Source organism: Myxococcus sp. AM010 (assembly GCF_013372585.1).
GTDB classification, from domain to species: Bacteria; Myxococcota; Myxococcia; order Myxococcales; family Myxococcaceae; genus Myxococcus; species Myxococcus vastator.
The window spans coordinates 1-16133 of the sequence record NZ_JABXEO010000066.1 but is presented as its reverse complement, the minus strand read 5'-3'; the positions used below and the strand labels follow the sequence as shown (position 1 = coordinate 16133).

Below are 16133 nucleotides of genomic sequence, written 5' to 3'. Positions count from 1 at the left end.
GGAGGCTCGCTATGGCGCGTCACCCCGTGCCGCCGCTGCAGGAACGAGCGCCTACTGCGGAGGCAGCGGCCAGGTCAGGGACACGCGGTGGGCTCCGCCCGGGGCGGCGTCCATCCACCCGGTGATGCGCTCACTGCGCGCCAGCAGCGGCCCCAGCTCGGAGCTGGCCGCGAAGAGGGCCGCGAGCAGTTCGTCTGTCAGGATGTCCGTCAGCGAAATCTGCGCGAGGCCTCGCGCCACCCGCTTGGGGTCCAACGCGAAGTCCACCGGGTGCTCCGTCTTCGAGCCTGTCTCCGTCAGCGCCGCCAGCGTGGCCTGGGTCACCGACTCTTCATTGCCCAGGACGAGCTGCTTGCCTTTGAAACGCACGAACACGTTGCCGCCCTTGAGCGGGAGCTTCCAGCCGTCCTCCAGCACGAGCACGTCCGGGAACTTGCCCAGCGGGGCCAGCGCGGCCTTCACCGCCGCCACGTCCTTCACCTCGGCGGCCACGGCCTGGCGCACCGCGAAGAAGCGCGTCGACAGCGCGCGCAGCGAGCCGCGCACCTGGACGTGGTCCATGTTCACCAACAGGTGGCCGGTGAGCTGCTTCGTCACGGCCTTCGCCATGGACAGCAGCTGCTCCTTCGGACACGTAGGGCACACGACCTGGAGCGTGGAGCGCATCGTGTCCACCGACTGCGTCACCCCCGTGGGAGAGACGGACGCGCGCGAGTAGAGCAGGCCCTCCGCCTTCATCGCCGCGTAGGGGCTGGTGCCACGCGTCTGGAACGCAGGGAGCCGCAGCTTCGTCGTCACGCCTTCCACCTGGAGCGCGTTGGCCGTGCCGTCCAGGCCCACCACCGTGTTGCCTGACACGACGAACGCCACGCCCGGCACCTTGCCCAGGCGGGCATCCCGCGCGGGCGTCTTGCCCACCAGCCGGACGGATTCCTTGAGCAGGTCCGCGCCGCCGCGCTCGATGGCGCCGAACGCGCAGACCTCCTTGCCCTTCATCGCGTAGCCCATGCTGCCGCCCATGTCGCGGTCGACATGCACCGTCGTCACACCTCCGCGCGTGGTGGGCTTTGCTTCGGCGCCGCCCGCGGCGGTGATGGCTTCGGCGGCCCTTGCCTGGAACACCTTGGCGTCGGCCACCCGCATGCAGGACACGCGGCCGTCCTTGCGCATGGACACGGTGGCCGGCCCGGCCGGGTCCAGGCCCAGCTCGGCCAGGGACTGGGGCCTCGTGGGGTCGACGGTGAGGAAGGGATGCAGCTCCGTCCGCCACGCCGAGGGGCGCAGCAGCGCGGCGTGCTGGCCCGCGCGCTCCAGGAACGCGGCCAGCCCCGTCAACGCATCCACCCGCGGCACATGGATGATCGTCTGCGCCGAAGCGGCGGCGCGGGGAGCAGGGGCCGCTGCCAGGGTGGCGGCCAGGACGAGCGAGGAGAGCATGTCTCTGTGAGAACAGCCGGGCTCCCACGCTGTCAAGGAGGACGCGGTTCCGCCCGGCGGCGGCCCAGGGCGGGGCGTGTCGGAGGCCCCCGCCTTCAAGAGGCGCCTGCCCGCTTGGGCTCCCGCCTACAACCGACCCGCGTTGGCCCACTCAATCATCCGCTCCGCCAGGTCCTCGGCGTCGCGGCGCAGGTGCGCCAGTTGGAGCACGTGGTCATCCGTGCACGCCAGCGCCATGCGCAGCACGAGCGTGTCGGCGAAGCGCAGCACCTGCGCGATGCTGATGCAGTCGCGGTCCTCGCTGGCCCCCGCGAAGCGCGCCGCGTCCGCGTCCATCGTCAGGCCCTCCGCCAGCAGCGCCTGCACCAGCGCGGCACGCGCCACCGGGCGCTCGTACTCCGCCGCGTCGCGCAACTGGCGGCGCCACGGCTGCGACTCCCAACGCACCAGCGACGCGTCCTTGGCGCGCTTCACCGGCTGTGTGCGCTGCTTCTTCCAGAATCCCCCAGCAAGCACCGGCCTCGAGACGTTCATCTCCATCACTGCCCCCTCTCCACTACGGGGTCCATCCACAGGCATGAGCGACATGGATGCTGCTCCGTCGGTACCGCGCGTGCTGCTCCCGAGGCCGCCCTGGCGCGGTGGCGGGTGGCCTCGTTGCTGCTGCCATTTATTACGGCGAGTCGGCATTTCCTTGACTCACCCCTGGGCGCCAAAGGGTTTCATCCGGGCGCCATCCCGGCGTTGACAGGGGGCGGGGGGCTCGGGACAGTCCACGCGCCATGCCGACCTACCCCTCCACACCCCGTGAGGCGTTTCACCTGCTGCGCGCACTGTCCGAGGACCTGTCCCATGCGGACAGGCGCCCGCGCGCGCTGGCCGAGCTGCGCGAGCTGGCGGAGCTGTCCCGCCACCAGCCCGAAGCGGCGCCGCTGCGGCTGGTGACGGTGACGGTGACGGTGGGCGCTTCACAGGAGCGGCTGGAGTTGTTCCTGCTGCCGTCCATCTTCGCGCCGGAGGCGTGGGCCTACACCTTCCTGGAGGGACTGCTCAGCGTCCCGCTGGATGAGTATTCGGGAAAGCGGCTGGTGGAGGTCGGCGCGGGCTCGGGGTGGATTTGCATCGCGCTGGCGAAGTTCACCCGGCTGGCGCACGTGCATGGCGCGGACCTCAACCCGCATTCGCCCGTGGTGGCGCGCTGCAACGCGTGGCTCAACGGAGACGAGGCGCTGGCCTCGCGCCTGTCCTTCGGGGAGAGCGACCTGTTGCGCGGGATACCTTCGGAGGCCCCATGGGACTTCGTGGTGGGCTGCATTCCGCAGGTCCTCCGGGGCGAGGAGGACTTGCCCTCCGAGCTGTCCCAGGCGGACGAGCAGGCGCTCTATGACTTGTCCAACTACTGCACGCTGCAGAACGTCTACGAGGACCACTTCGGGCTCGGGCTCATCGCGCGATTGCTGGACGAAGCGCCGGAGCGGTTGTCACCCACCGGACGGTTGCTGCTCAACCTCGCGGGCAGGCCAGGGCGCGTCATCATCGAGCGGATGTTCACTCGCCGTGGCTTCGACACGCGCGTGCGGGTGGCCCGCCGGGTGATGCAGGCGGCGGACACGGACATCCGTCCGTTGGTGGCGCTGGAGCAGCGCACCGGCCGCGAGTTCGAGTTCTTCATGGAGGCGCGCAGCCCGGAGCCGCTGCGGGCGGCCACCGCGCTGGGCTGGCTCCAGGCGGGGAACCCGGTGTGGCACGAGGTGGCGGTGTGGGAGGCGCGGCTGGCGCTGCCTCGCGAGACGCTGGCGCTGCGGGCCGCCCTGCGCGAGCTGGGCGCGTCGGCGTTGCAGGAGGAGCTGGACCTGGGCGCGGCGTCAGCGGAGCAGCTGGGCTTCGTGGCCGACCTGGCGGCGCGGCTTGCGCGGGGGCCGCTGATGCCCTACGCGCACGAGGCGGGCGACGCGTCCTTCCGCCGGCAGGTGGTGCGCTACCTGGACCGGTACTTCGGGCTGCGGCTGGCGGAGGAGGAGGTCTTCGTCGCGCCCGAGCGCGAGCAGGCGGTGTACTCGCTGCTGATGGCCACCTGCGACGCGGGCGACGAGGTGCTGGTGTCCCGCAACCTCCACCCGCTCTACGCCCGTGCGCTGGAGAAGGCGGGGGTGCGCGCCACGGTGACGCACACCTCGCTGGAGGAGATTCGCCGGCTGCTCTCCGCGTTCGACGTGAAGATGGTGCTGCTCACGGTGGAGAAGGGGGAGCGCACCAACCTGTCCGTGCTGCGCGACATCGTCGCGGAGGCGGCGCGGCGAGGCATCTGGGTGGTGTTGGACGAAAGCGCCTTCTTCAACATCACCGGCGGCGTGGAGCCGCACACGCTCTTCGAGTTCCTGGCCCGTGAGGCCCACGCCCCCAACCTGGTGGTGCTCTATGGCCTCATCAAGAACGCGGTGTGGCCGGACCTGGAGCTGACGCTGCTCATGCCGGTGCCGCAGCCGCTGCGGGGCGACCTGGAGGCCGCGGCGGAGGTCAGCTACTCGCGCATCAGCACCCTGGCGCAGGCGTTCTACGAGCGCACCTTCTCTGACCTGCTGTCGTTCCGCATCTCCTTCGCGGAGCCGGAAGCGCCCGCGCCGCGCAGGCCCCCGGTGGTGACGCTGCCCCGCTCGCGGCGGATGGCGCGGCTGATGTCCTTCCCCGCGTTCGCGCCCAAGGTGTTCCGCGAGGACGACGCGGAGCTGGTGCGTCTGGACTACGGGGAGAATGAAGGGCCGCTGCCGCCTCCCTTGGTGGAGGGCCTCATCGCCGCCGGAGTCGCGCCGCGCGAGCCCGCACCGCAGACGGGATTGGCGGAGGCGGTGTCGGCCTTCCTGCTGGAGTCGCGCGCGGTGCGCTACGCGCAAGACGAGCTGGCGGTGGCGCCGGGCGTGTGGCCGCTCATCCACCACCTGGGCGTGGCGCTGCGCCAGCGGCTGGGACGCACGCCGCGCGTCTATGTGGCGACGCCGTGCTACGGCGTGCTGCCGCCCACCTTCGTCTCCGCGGGGTGTGACGTGGAGCAGGGGCCGCTGTCGGGGCTGTTGGCGCGGCGGGGGCAGGGCGGCGGCGGCGTGCCGGATGCCATCGTCGTGTCGCAGCCGTCGAACCCCTCCGGTGTCTACCTGGCCCGCGAGGAGCTGGTGGCGCTGGCCACCTATGTGGTGGAGCAGCGCTGTCTGCTGGTGTCGGATGAAATCTTCGGACTGGTGAACCTCACCAGCCCCACGGCGGAGACAGTGCCCAGCCCCGTGACGCTGGAGGGCGCGGTGCCGGGCATCGGCGCACGCACGGTGCTGCTGGGCGGACTGTCCAAGGAGTTCGCGGCCGGTGGGCTCCGCGTGGGGTGGCTCGCCACGAAGGACCGGGCGCTGGCCGCGGCGGTGCGCGACAGTGGCCCTGGGGTGCTCCACCTGATGACGGCGCGCGCGGCGGCGTACCTGTATGCGGCGTATGCCCGCAGTCCGGATGGCCAGCTGCTGTACCCCACACGGCACCGCACCCTGCGGTCCTTCCTGGTGAAGATGCGGCGGGAGCTGGCGGAGAAGCGCGAGCTGCTGGCCGGAGCGCTGCCAGGGGATGGGCGCTCGGACGCGGGGGACGCGGGCGGACTCTTCCTGTCGCCCCGGATGACGGCCTGGCTGGGGCAGGAGGTGGACGGGGTGCGGCTCACGCCGGAGAACCTGCCTCGCGTGGTGTACGAGCACACGCACGTCGTGCTGAATGGTGGCCCGTGGTGTGGGGATTCGGAGCGGGTGCGCGCCGTGTTCTCGATTCCCCGGGACGCGCTGCTGCGGGCGCGTGAGCAGCTCTTGCGCTTCGGCGCGAAGCTGCGCGGCGGGCCGTCCGAGTCCTGAGGCGCGAGCCCCGCACGGACTCTGTCCGGGGCCCATCGCTTGCCTCCGACTGGAAGGCGGGTCGCGAGCGGCTGGGGACGGCCGTCACAATTCCGCCTCCGGGCAGCGGTGCCGGTATCGTGGGGGCGTGGGATGGCCGAGCCGGCGCAGCGCAATGCCATCGAGCTGATGAACGTCCACAAGTCCTTCGGCGCCCAGCACGTGCTGCGGGGCGTGGACCTGGCGGTGCCCACGGGCACCACGTGCGTGCTGCTGGGCGTGTCGGGCTCCGGGAAGACGGTGCTGATGAAGCACCTGGACGGGCTGCTGCGTCCGGACCGCGGCACGGTGCGCGTGGACGGCGAGGACCTGGCCTGGCTGGATGCCGCGGGGCTGGAGCGCGTGCGCCGTAAAATGGGCATCCTCTTCCAGGGCGGCGCGCTCTTCGACTCGCTCACCGTCGAGGACAACGTCGCCTTCCCGCTGCGCGAGCGCCTCCATCTGGTGGAGCGCGAGGTGCGCGAGCGCGTGCAGCGCGTGCTGGCGCTGGTGGGCCTGGAGGACGCGGCGAAGCAGCGCCCGGGCGAGCTGTCCGGCGGCATGCTCAAGCGCGCCGCCTTTGCCCGCGCCGTGGTGCTGGAGCCGAAAATCCTCCTCTATGACGACCCCACCGCGGGGTTGGACCCGCTGAGGACCCAGTCCGTGGTGGACGTCATCCTCACCGGCAAGCACCGGCTCCACGCCTCGGCGCTCGTCATCACCCCGGACGTGGCCTCCGCCTTCCAGGTGGGCGACAGCCTGGCGCTGCTTCATGAAGGACGCATCATCGAACACGCCCCGCCCGAGGCCTTCCGCCAGTCCCAACACCCCGCGGTCCAGGCCTTCCTCCATGACTGGCTGTCACGCCGTGCGCGCGCCTCCGGGCACCCGCCACCGCCGCTGCCTTGAGCGCGAGCCTGTTCACCGGGGGACACTCATCCCGTCCTGTCGCTGGATGGTGCTGAAGCTGTAAGTCCAGCATGCTCAGGAATCCCGGTGCCTGTGTCATGCCGGGAAGGCCGAACGAAGGACCCACGCATCCGGGGGGATGCCACATGCCCAATCTGCTCGACATGCCTCGCCAGGCGTTGATGGACCTGCGTTCACGGCTCAGCCATTCGACGCTGGTGTCCCAGTTGCCGCGCAACGTGGTGCCGGACAGCCTGTCCCTGTCCAGTCCGGCGCCGCAGGACTTCGCGCTCGCGGACCCGGAGCGGGTGGAGGCCTGGCGGCGGGCCTGCGAGCGGTATGTGCGGCCGGGACAGGTCGTCATGGATGCGTGCACCGGCACGGGCCTGCGGACCTTCCTGGCCGCCAGCCGTCAGCCGAAGAAGCTGTACGCGGTGGATGGCTCGCGGCTGCTGGACACGGCGCAGTGGGTGGCGCGCCGCAACGGGCTGGAGCGCATCGACTTCGTGCGCGCGCATCCCTGGCAGTACCAGTTGCCGGAGAAGGTGGACGTCCTGCTGCATGAGCTGCTGGGCGACGCCCTCTTCGACGCGGGGCTGGTGCCGCGCATCCTGGACCTGCGCAACCGGGTGTTGAAGCCCGGAGGCCGCATCCTCCCCAACCGCTTCGAGGTCTTCGTGGAGCCGGTGCAGCTGCGGGACGAGGCGTGCATCCCCTTCATCTGGAGCCAGCGCTTCCCCAGCGTGGACTACAGCTGCCTGCAGACGCTGCGCGAGGCGATGAACCCGTCCTACTTCACGCGCGTCATCCGCTCCTACGAGGTGGACCACCTGCTGTGCGACCCGGAGCCCGCCTTCGCCTTCGACCTGGAGACGATGGTGGCCGACGGGCTGCCGCACCGCGTGCGCTTCTCTCGGCCGGTGGTGGAGGAGGGCCGCGTGGACGGCTTCTGCCTCTTCTACAAGGTGGCCTTCGACGCGGAGCTGTCCTTCAACGTGTCGCCGCTGCGGGGACAGAACCACGCGGGGATGATGCTCTTGCGCGTGGACTCGCAGGAGTTCGAGCGCTTCGACACGCTGTCCTTCGAACTGGAGATGGTGGAGCCCGCCGACGTGCGCACCTGGCGCTGGCAGTTCACCTGAGCGCAGAGTCCCCGCCCGCAGTGCTGGCGGGTGGACAGCTCCCGCGGCCGGAGGGTCCGCGGGAGCCGAGGGCGTGGCTAGCTTGCGCCGAGGCATGCCCTCTTCCCGACTCCTCCCTGTCCTGCTCCTGGCGCTGGGCGCCGCGCTCCCCGCCGTGGCCCAGACGTCCTCATCGCAGCGCGCGCGCACGGTGGCCGGCGTGTGCGGCGCCACCAACTGGGCCTGCGTGGCCGAGTGCATCGACGCAGAGTGCGTCGACACCTGCATGCGCCAGGACTGTGAGCAGGCGCTGGAGCGGCTCAAGGCGTGTACCCAGAGGGCGGGCTGCGCGCCGAACGATGCCGAGTGCGGGCCCAGGGCCTGCCTGCCCATCTGCCAGCGCTCCTTCGAGCCCGCCCCGCCCAGCCCCGAGAAGGAAGTCCCCGCGCCATGTGAGGGTGTGAAGGCGCGGGGGGCGGCGCCTCCCAGGGCGCTGGTAGGGACCTGGACGCTGGTGGCCGCCAGCCTGCCAGAAGACGAGACCGTGCGGGAGGAGCGCATCGAAGCCCAGCCGCGCTCGGACTACGCGCGCTCGTTGCAGGTGACGCCGTCGGGCTGCTTCGTGCTGCGGACCTCGTTGGAGGCCGCGACGCTGGGGCAGGGCAACTCGCTGGTGGTCCGCGCCTGGGGCACGCTGGACGTGTCGGGCGAGGACCGGGTGCGGCTGCGCACGCGGGACGGCCAGGCCGTGGGCCCGGTGTGTGGCGACAAGCGCGTGATTCCCCTGACGGGGCCGAAGCTCAAGTTCCGCGGCAGCGCCTATGTCTGGGACCTGGAGGAGGGGGTCCTCACGCTGATGGTGGACGACGAGACGAAGCAGACCTTCCAGTTCGAACGTGCGACCCCGGAGCGTGGAAAGCAGTAGAACGGCCTTCACCCGGAGGTCGTGCGACATGGCGGCGCAGGAGCGGATGTCGAGCGTGGACGCGCTGTGGTTCCACATGGAGGAACCCGCCAACCTGATGATGATTACCGCCGTGCTCTGGTTCGAGGGCCGGCTGGATTTCGAGCGGCTGAAGCGCGTGGTGCGGGAGCGGCTGGTGGAGCGCTACCCCCGCTTCCGCCAGCGCGCGGTGGCGGGACTCGTGGGGCTGCCTCAATGGGAGGACGTCCCGGAGCTCGACCTGGACGCGCACCTGTCGCGGCTCGACGTGCCTCCGCCCGGGGACCGCGCGGTGTTGGAGTCCCTGGTGGGGCAGTGGATGAGCACGCCCCTGGAGCGCTCCCGGCCGCTGTGGCAGTTCCACGTCATGTCGGCCGCGGACGGGCGGGACGTGCTGCTGGCGCGGCTGCACCACTGCCTCGCGGACGGCATGGCCCTGGCCCGGGTGCTGCTGGCGCTCACGGAGGGGGCGGAGGCGGAGGCGGCCTCCGAGGCGCCCGAGCCCGCGTCGAGGACTTCAACCGGTGGGCTCGCGGGCTGGGTGCGTGGCGCTCGGGCGGTGGCGGGGACGGCGCGCGCGGTGTGGCGCAAGGGCGCGGAGCTGGCGGCGGAGCCGATTCTCGCCGGGGACCTGCTGGTGAAGGGCGCGCGCGGCGCAGCGGCCATGGGCAAGTTGTTGGTGATTCCGCCGGACCCGCGCACGTCGCTGCGAGGACCGCTGGGGACGCAGAAGCGCGCCGCCTGGTCGGACCCGGTGCCGTTGGAGCGGGTGAAGGCCCTGGGCCAGGCGCTGGGCGGCACGGTGAACGACGTGCTGCTGGCGGCGGTGACGGGCGCGCTGCGGCGCTACCTGGAGTCGCTGGGGGAGCCCCCCGAGGACCTGCACGCGCTGGTGCCGGTGAACCTCCGACCCCTGGATGAGCCCGTGCCTCGCGAGCTGGGCAACCATTTCGGCGTCGTCTTCCTCCGGCTTCCCGTGCACCTGGGCACGCCCACGCGCCGGTTGCAGGAGCTGGCCCGGCGGATGGAGCGGCTGAAGCGCTCACCTGAGGCGGTGCTGACCTTCGGCGCGTTGGAGTTGCTGGGGTACACGCCCGCGGCCCTGGAGCGGTGGGTGGTGGATACCTTCGGCTCCAAAGCGTCGCTGATTGCCACCAACGTGCCCGGCCCACGCGCGGCGGTGTCCCTGGCGGGGAGCCAGTTGGAGGGCCTGACGTTCTGGGTTCCCCAGACGGGGCACCTGGGTCTGGGCCTGAGCCTCTTCAGTTATGCCGGGCAGGTGACGGTGGGCGTGGCGGCGGACGCGGGCCGGGTGCCGGACCCGCATGCGCTCATCCAGGGCTTCCACGAGGAACTGGATGCGCTCGCGGACGAGCGGGACTGAGTCCGGGGCTCCGCCGCGGCGCCGTCAGAAGGCCGTTGCTCTCGCGGAACGCTCGGTGCGGTCGACGTCCGCCGCGATGAGCGCCAGCTTCTGCCGAATCCCGTCCACCGCGTCCCCGCCGAGCGGCAGGCGCAGCGGAGCGTCGGGGCTCGCGGGCCGTGTGACTTCGTTGACGATGGCGCGCGCGCCCTTGTGGGGGTCACCCATCTGCTGGCCCGCGGTCTGCGTCACCCACGCGCGCACGACGCCAGACGTCTGGGCGTAGGCCGGGTGTTCGGGCATGCGGCGAAACGCGTCGCCGAACAGCGAGGTGCGGAAGACGCCGGGCTCGACAATCAGCACACGCACCCCATGGGGACGCAGTTCGTGGGCCAGGCACTCGGAGTGTCCTTCGAGCGCGTGCTTGGCGGCGCAGTACGCGCCGAAGCCCGGCGAGGTGCTGAGGCCGGCCATGCTGGTGATTTGCACGAGCGTGCCCGTGCCACGCTCGCGCATGTGGGGCACCACCTCGCGCGTGAGCCGCACGGCGCCGAAGAACATCAGCTCCAGGGTGTCGCGCAGGGCTTCCTCGCTCGTCTCCTCGACGGCGCCGATGATGCTGAACCCCGCGTTGTTGACGAGCACGTCGATGCGTCCGAAGCGCGCGAGCGCCGCCGCCACGGCGACCTGGGGCTCGGTGGGGTGGGTGACGTCAAGGCCGAGCGCGAACACCCGGTCGGGCGCGAGCACGACGAGGTCAGCGAGGGATTCGGGCTTCCGGGCCGTCGCGACGACAGCGTCGCCGCGGGCAATGGCCTCGCGGACCAGGGCGCGCCCGAAGCCGGACGAGGCACCCGTGATGAACCAGACCTTGGTGGAGTCGGAGAGGGAAGAGGCGTGAATGTTCATGGCTCGGAAACTAAACGCTCGGTGCCGCGCGGATTAGAGCTCGGCTTCGCCATGAAGTTGTTAGGCGTGCTAACAAATCGCCCATGCGTGAGGGCTTCGCCGGCTTACGAGAACTCCTCCTGGTCGCGGAGAAGCGCAGCTTCACGGCGGCCGCGGCGGAGCTTCGGGTGACGCCCTCCGCAGTGAGTCAGGCGATAGGCGCGCTCGAGGAGCGGCTGCACGCCCGGTTGGTCCAGCGCACGACACGCAGCGTGAGCCTGACGGAGGCAGGGGAGCGTTTCGTCGCCGAGCTTCGTCCCGCCATGGAGGGCATTCGCGGTGCCTTCGCGACGCTCGAAAACGCGAGGGGCCGTCCCACCGGCACGCTGCGCCTCAATGTCCCGCGATTGGCGTTCGGCCCGGTCATCAAGCCGATGCTCGCGCGCTTCCTCACCGCGCACCCCGAGTTGCGCATCGACGTCACGCTCGACGATGGCCTGCGCGACATCGTCGCGGAGGGCGATGACGCCGGCATTCGCCTGGGAGAGCGCGTCGACCGTGACATGGTCGCCGTGCCCGTCACCGGTGACATGCGCATGGCCGTGGTGGGCTCACCCGCCTACTTCGAGACGCACCCGAAGCCCCGGCATCCGAGAGACCTCGGGGCCCACGACTGCGTCAACTACCGGCACGCCACGAGCCGCAACATCGCCCGATGGGAGTTCGAGGTGGACGGCCGCGAGCTCACCGTCGCCGTCAACGGGCGCGTCATCACCAACGACAACGAGGTGATGGTGCTCGCGGCGCTCGACGGGCAGGGGCTCGCGTACGTCATGGAGCACACCGTGACGGAGCACCTCGCCGCGAAGCGGCTCGTCCGGGTGCTCACGCGCTACTGCCCGAGCTTCCCGGGCCTCTACCTCTACTATCCCAACCGGAAGAACCTGGCGCTCAAGCTGCGCGCGCTCATCGACTTCCTTCGCGTGCGTCCTTGAGGGGCCGGCCCTACAGCAGGCCGTACTCCTCCAGCTTGTTGTAGAGGGTGCGCCGGCTGATGCCGAGCAGCCGCGCCGCCAGCGTCCGGTTGTCGCCCGCGCGGCGCAGCGCGTCCGTCATGGCCTGGCGCTCCATCTCCTTGCGCTGGGACTCCAGCGTCCGGGCCGAGTCCGCGGTGGGCGCGGCCTGGAGTTCGGAGGAGGGGCTCGCCGCGCTCACGGGCAGGGTCGACGTGGGCGCGGGGGACAGGCCCGGCTGGCGCGCCAGCTCTTGAAGGACTTCCTGCCCGCCAATCACCTGCGTGTCGGAGAGCACCACCAGCCGCTCCAGGAAGTTCTGGAGCTGCCGCACGTTGCCAGGCCACGGCTGGGCCCGCAGCGCCTCGAGCCCGTCGGGCGTGAGGGTGAACGGCGGGCGCCCGTTCGTCTTCGCGTGGACCTCCAGGAAGTGCAGGGCCAGCGGCTCGACGTCGTCCGGGCGCTCGCGCAGGGCCGGTATCCACACGGGCACCACGTTGAGGCGGTAGAAGAGGTCCTCGCGGAAGCGGCCCTCCTTCACGCGCTCTTCCAGGGGTTGGTGCGTGGCCGCCACGAAGCGGACGTCCACCTTCACCGTCTGCGTGCCGCCCAGCCGCTCCAGCTCGCGCTCCTGGATGACCCGCAGCAGCTTCACCTGGACGGCGGGGGAGATGTCGCCCACCTCGTCGAGGAACAGCGTGCCGCCGTGGGCCAGCTCCACGCGTCCGGGCTTGCGCGTGGCGGCGCCCGTGAAGGCGCCCTTCTCATAGCCGAACAGCTCGCTCTCCAGCAGGGTGTCCGGCAGCGCCGCGCAGTGCAGCTTCACGAAGGGCCCCTCCCGCCGGGGGCTGCCGTCGTGGACGGCCTTGGCCGCCAGCTCCTTGCCCGTGCCGGACTCGCCGCGTAGCAACACCGTGGCCGTGCCGGCGGCCGCCTTCGCCAGCACGGCCTGCACGTCCGCCATGGGCCGGCTCCGGCCGATGAAGCCGCCCGTGGGCCGCGCCTGCTGGCGCGCCTCCTCGCCCTGCGCGCGCAGCAGCGCCTTGCGGACGGTGAAGAGAATCTCCTCCCGGTCGAAGGGCTTGAGGACGAAGTCCGCGGCGCCCGCCTTCATCGCCTCCACCGCCAGGGGCACCGTGCCGTGCGCGGTGAGGAGGATGACGGGCACGTCCGGCCAGCCGCGCGACACCTCCGCGAGCACCTGCAGGCCATCCATGCCCGGCATGCGCACGTCGCTCACCACCACGTCCACCGGCTTGCTCGCCAGCAGCGCCAGGGCCTCCTGCCCGTCGCGCGCCGCGTGAGTCGTCAGGCCCGCTTGCGTCAGCAGGGCGCCCAGCACCTTGGCCACGGCGGGGTCGTCGTCGACCAGCAGCACCGTGCCCTTCAATGACTCGTTCACGCGGCTTCTCCCACGTCCGCGCCGCCCAGGCTCGCGTCCGTGGCGGGCAGGCGCATCCGGACCACCGTACCGCGCCCCTCCCGGCTTGTCAGGAGCACCTCGCCGCCGTGCGCCTCCACCACGCGCCGGACGAAGGCCAGCCCCAGGCCGCTGCCCGAGGCCTTGGTGGTGAAGAAGTCGTCGAAGGCCCGCTCGCGCGTCCGGGCGTCCATGCCCTCGCCGGTGTCCTCCACCTCCAGGGCCGTGCCGGCCCCGTCACGCAGCGCGCGCACGGTGAGGGTGCCACCTTCCGGCATCGCCTCGCAGGCGTTGCGCACCAGGTTCTCCAGGGCGTTGGCCAGCAGGTCCTGGTCTCCCGCGCACCGTGGAAGGCCAGGGGTCAGCTCCCGGACGATGACGACCTTGCCCGGGCTGGCGAAGGCCTGGAGCGACAGCACGCCCTCCACCAACCGGCGCAAGTCCACTGGCTGCGGGAGGGGCTCCACGCGCGCCAGCCGCTGGTACGTGTCCACCACCCGGTCCAGGCGCTCCACCTGCTCCAGCAGCAGGTCCAGGAACTCGCCTTGCCCGTCCCACGGCCGCCCGCGCGCGTGCTCCTCCTTGAGGTACTGCGCGGCGCCCTTCATCGCGGCGATGGGGTTCTTGAGGTCGTGCGCCATCTGCGCGGAGAAGCGCCCCAGCGTGGCCAGCCGCTCCAGCCGCTCGCTCCGGCTGACGTAGGCGGTGACGCCCCGGCGCGTCGCCGCCACCAGGGCGAACGTCACCGCCGTGGTGCACACGATGAGCGTGCCCGCCTGCGCGACGAAGAGCCTCACCACGGCCAGGTAGGCCAGCACCCCCAGCCCCGCGATGCCCGCCGCGTGCAGCGCGAGCCGGGGCGCGCCCGGGTCGTCCCCGAAGAGGCCGAAGCGCAGCGCCGCGGTGGCCATCACCGGCAAGCCCAGGAGCGTGCCCACGTGGCCCAGCCGCACCACCTCCAGCCCCAGCTCCGCCGCCAGCTCCGTCATCAGCAGGGCCACCACCAGCGTGAGCCCCAGCAGCACCAGCCCCGCGCGGGCGCGCTCGTCCGGGTGCCGCGCGCGCAGCACGTGGAGGCCCAAAAGCGCGAAGCCCCCGCCGAGGATGGGAATGGCCAGCGCGGAGACAGTCAACCCGAAGCGCAGCGTGAGCAGGTGCGCCTCCAGGGAGGGGGCGCCCAGCGCCACCAGCATGGCGAGCGCCAGGACGCCGAAGACGACATAGGCGGCGTACATGGCCCCGGCGAGGCTCCGCCGCCGCCCCACGAAGGACAGGATGAAGTGCAGCGCGCAGGGCACCGTCATCAGGCCCGCGGCGAAGCCCACCAGCCGCCAGCCGTCCTCGTCCGCGCGCACCAGCGCGAAGCCGGAGAAGTTCCAGGTCGACAGGGCGATGGACAGCAGGGACAGCGGCAGCGCCAGCGGGCTCTTGCCCACGCGCGCCAGGGCCAGCCCCGCCAGGGCGAGCTGGCCCGCGCAGGCCAGGAGGCTGATCCACATCCCACCCGTCATGGGGCGCTCCGAGGCAGGGGACTACAACATGCCCAGCCGGCGCGCGTTGGCCGGCTCCACCGCCGCGGCCTCCCAGCGGCGCACCGCCTGCTCGCGCTCGGCTTCGGGGGCATCCGCGTAGTAGCCCAGCGTGTCGTGCAGCGCGCGGCTCAGCTCCTCGATGGCCGCCAGCCTCACGTCCAGCTCCCGGTGGCGCAGCGCGGAGACGAGCCAGTCCGCCCTGCGGCGGCTGCGATTCTCCGCCCACCACGCCGACCATTGACGCGGGTTCAGCCCCAGCGTGGCGCGCGTCACCTCCCGCAGCGCCTCCGCCGCGGCCTGGGCGCACATCTCGTCGTCGCCGCCCGTGAGGGGGATGAGGCCCTCAATCGCTTCGCGGTCGTGCAGCGTGCCCAGGGCGCGCGCGGCCAGCGAGCGGCGCAGCGGGTCTCGGCTGTTCAGCTCGTGGCGCAGGTCGCGCAGGGCGGCGTCCAGCCGGGGCAGTTGCTTGAGCGCGGCGGCGGCCACGCGCGCGGCGCTGGAGATGTCCGGCTCCAGGTCGAACAGTCCGCGCAGCACGCCGTCCACCAGCTCCACGTAAGGCAGGCTGCCGGCGGTGAGCAGCGCGAAGTAGCGCGTGTCCGCGTCCTGGGAGTCCAGCAGCGGCGACACGGCCTGCGCGGCGGGGCGGCCCAGCCGGGACAGCGCGCCGGGGATGGGACCCAGCTCGTCCGCCTCGGGCAGCTCCACCACGGGCAGCCGGCTCCAGGCCGTGGGACCGGGGAAGTGCTGGGCCAGCACGCGGGCGCTGGCCTCGGGCGAGCGCGCCAGCTCCGCCATGGCGTTGGCGCGCTGCGCGGCGTCCGGACCGGTGAGGCGGCGCAGCAGCGGCGCGAAGTCCGGCGGCGGGCGCTCCTCTTGCGACTGCGCGCGCGGCGGCAGCGCGGCGGCGCGGCCCATGTTGCCGGTGGCGCCACGGCCGAAGAAGGGGCTCCAGCCCAGGCCGGCGACCACCGCGGGGGCCGGCGCGGGCGCGGTGGCCACGGGCAGGTCCACGTCGATGGTGAGCTCCATCTCGTCCGGCGCGCGCAGCTCCGACACGCGCTGCTTGCGGAAGAGGATGAGCTCCTGGAAGGCCGCCGGCAGGTCCTGGCAGAACAGGATGTAGTCGGACAGGCGGCGCTGGCTGATGGGCCGCTGGCCGCAGTCACCGTAGAGGATGGCCACCAGCCGGCCCTTCACCTCCACCGGGTACAGGAAGACGGTGCGCGGCGTCTGGCGTCCGAACAGCTCCAGGTAGTGCCGCGTGAGCGCGTCCGGAGGCAGCGGGCCCGCGTAGCTCCCGCGCGTGACGGCCACCGTGCGGAAGACGCTGCTGGCGTCCAGCGGGATGGACACCTGCGTGAGCTGCTCTCCCGCCATGCCCTCGCCGCGCGCCTCCAGGCCCGTGGCGCCGCCCCGCAGCACGGCGAAGGACGCGACGTAGTCGAAGGTCCTGCGGCCGAAGCGCAGCGCGACGTCGATGAGGCGGTCGCGGTCCTTGGTGGCTTCCTTCAGCGCCGCGCGCGCCTGGGCCAGCGTCCAGTCCGGCACGTCCTGGCTCGCGGGCGGCGCCGGGGGGCGGCTCTCCAACGCGGCGGGCTTGGGGCG

At 72.1% G+C, this 16133-nt stretch carries 11 protein-coding genes and 1 pseudogene; 6 read left to right on the top strand and 6 right to left on the bottom strand.

The window, feature by feature from the left end; genetic code table 11:
* Positions 1-51: 51 nt before the first annotated feature.
* Complete coding sequence (locus HV826_RS26020; RefSeq protein ID WP_255217417.1) at positions 52-1437, bottom strand: hypothetical protein; 1386 nt, start codon at positions 1435-1437, stop codon at positions 52-54.
* 126 nt (positions 1438-1563) lie between these two features.
* Positions 1564-1977 (bottom strand): hypothetical protein, encoded by a 414-nt coding sequence (locus HV826_RS26015; protein ID WP_255217416.1) that lies wholly within the window; start codon positions 1975-1977, stop codon positions 1564-1566.
* A 242-nt stretch (positions 1978-2219) separates the two neighbouring features.
* Here HV826_RS26015 and HV826_RS26010 point away from each other — a divergent pair, with 242 nt between their 5' ends.
* From HV826_RS26010 to HV826_RS25990, 5 genes are all read left to right on the top strand, one after another.
* Positions 2220-5318, top strand: coding sequence for an aminotransferase class I/II-fold pyridoxal phosphate-dependent enzyme (locus HV826_RS26010; protein WP_176419672.1), 3099 nt, complete (start codon positions 2220-2222; stop codon positions 5316-5318).
* 132 nt (positions 5319-5450) lie between these two features.
* The gene (locus HV826_RS26005) at positions 5451-6245 is read left to right on the top strand and encodes an ABC transporter ATP-binding protein (RefSeq protein ID WP_176419671.1); all 795 of its coding nucleotides are present in this window, start codon (positions 5451-5453) and stop codon (positions 6243-6245) included.
* 146 nt (positions 6246-6391) lie between these two features.
* Positions 6392-7387, top strand: coding sequence for a class I SAM-dependent methyltransferase (locus HV826_RS26000; protein WP_176419670.1), 996 nt, complete (start codon positions 6392-6394; stop codon positions 7385-7387).
* A gap of 94 nt (positions 7388-7481) precedes the next feature.
* Complete coding sequence (locus HV826_RS25995) at positions 7482-8291, top strand: hypothetical protein (RefSeq protein WP_176419669.1); 810 nt, start codon at positions 7482-7484, stop codon at positions 8289-8291.
* Between the two features lie 28 nt (positions 8292-8319).
* Positions 8320-9693, top strand: a complete 1374-nt coding sequence (locus HV826_RS25990) for a wax ester/triacylglycerol synthase family O-acyltransferase (protein WP_176419668.1) — start codon at positions 8320-8322, stop codon at positions 9691-9693.
* A 24-nt stretch (positions 9694-9717) separates the two neighbouring features.
* Here the strand turns inward: HV826_RS25990 and HV826_RS25985 are convergent, their stop codons facing one another.
* Positions 9718-10581 (bottom strand): SDR family NAD(P)-dependent oxidoreductase, encoded by an 864-nt coding sequence (locus HV826_RS25985; RefSeq protein WP_176419667.1) that lies wholly within the window; start codon positions 10579-10581, stop codon positions 9718-9720.
* An 83-nt stretch (positions 10582-10664) separates the two neighbouring features.
* Between HV826_RS25985 and HV826_RS25980 the strand changes: the two genes are divergently transcribed.
* Positions 10665-11555 carry a LysR family transcriptional regulator gene (locus HV826_RS25980; RefSeq protein ID WP_176419666.1) on the top strand — a complete coding sequence of 297 codons (891 nt, stop codon included), beginning with the start codon at positions 10665-10667 and terminating at the stop codon, positions 11553-11555.
* Positions 11556-11565: 10 nt separating this feature from the next.
* Here HV826_RS25980 and HV826_RS25975 read toward each other — a convergent pair whose 3' ends face one another.
* From HV826_RS25975 to HV826_RS25965, 3 genes and pseudogenes are all read right to left on the bottom strand, one after another.
* The gene (locus HV826_RS25975; RefSeq protein ID WP_176419665.1) at positions 11566-12975 is read right to left on the bottom strand and encodes a sigma-54 dependent transcriptional regulator; all 1410 of its coding nucleotides are present in this window, start codon (positions 12973-12975) and stop codon (positions 11566-11568) included.
* Positions 12972-14504, bottom strand: coding sequence for an ATP-binding protein (locus tag HV826_RS25970; RefSeq protein ID WP_176419664.1), 1533 nt, complete (start codon positions 14502-14504; stop codon positions 12972-12974). Before HV826_RS25970 ends, HV826_RS25975 begins: the two co-directional genes overlap by 4 nt.
* 21 nt (positions 14505-14525) lie before the next feature.
* A pseudogene (locus HV826_RS25965) lies at positions 14526-16133 on the bottom strand (HEAT repeat domain-containing protein); the annotation flags it as partial.

Excerpts from the sequence above, each read along its gene's own strand:
- HV826_RS26020 (WP_255217417.1), bottom strand. The coding sequence starts at position 1,437 with ATGCTCTCCTCGCTCGTCCTGGCCGCCACCCTGGCAGCGGCCCCTGCT.
- HV826_RS26015 (WP_255217416.1), bottom strand. The coding sequence starts at position 1,977 with ATGGAGATGAACGTCTCGAGGCCGGTGCTTGCTGGGGGATTCTGGAAG.
- HV826_RS26010 (WP_176419672.1), top strand. The coding sequence starts at position 2,220 with ATGCCGACCTACCCCTCCACACCCCGTGAGGCGTTTCACCTGCTGCGC.
- HV826_RS26005 (WP_176419671.1), top strand. The coding sequence starts at position 5,451 with ATGGCCGAGCCGGCGCAGCGCAATGCCATCGAGCTGATGAACGTCCAC.
- HV826_RS26000 (WP_176419670.1), top strand. The coding sequence starts at position 6,392 with ATGCCCAATCTGCTCGACATGCCTCGCCAGGCGTTGATGGACCTGCGT.
- HV826_RS25995 (WP_176419669.1), top strand. The coding sequence starts at position 7,482 with ATGCCCTCTTCCCGACTCCTCCCTGTCCTGCTCCTGGCGCTGGGCGCC.
- HV826_RS25990 (WP_176419668.1), top strand. The coding sequence starts at position 8,320 with ATGGCGGCGCAGGAGCGGATGTCGAGCGTGGACGCGCTGTGGTTCCAC.
- HV826_RS25985 (WP_176419667.1), bottom strand. The coding sequence starts at position 10,581 with ATGAACATTCACGCCTCTTCCCTCTCCGACTCCACCAAGGTCTGGTTC.
- HV826_RS25980 (WP_176419666.1), top strand. The coding sequence starts at position 10,665 with ATGCGTGAGGGCTTCGCCGGCTTACGAGAACTCCTCCTGGTCGCGGAG.
- HV826_RS25970 (WP_176419664.1), bottom strand. The coding sequence starts at position 14,504 with ATGACGGGTGGGATGTGGATCAGCCTCCTGGCCTGCGCGGGCCAGCTC.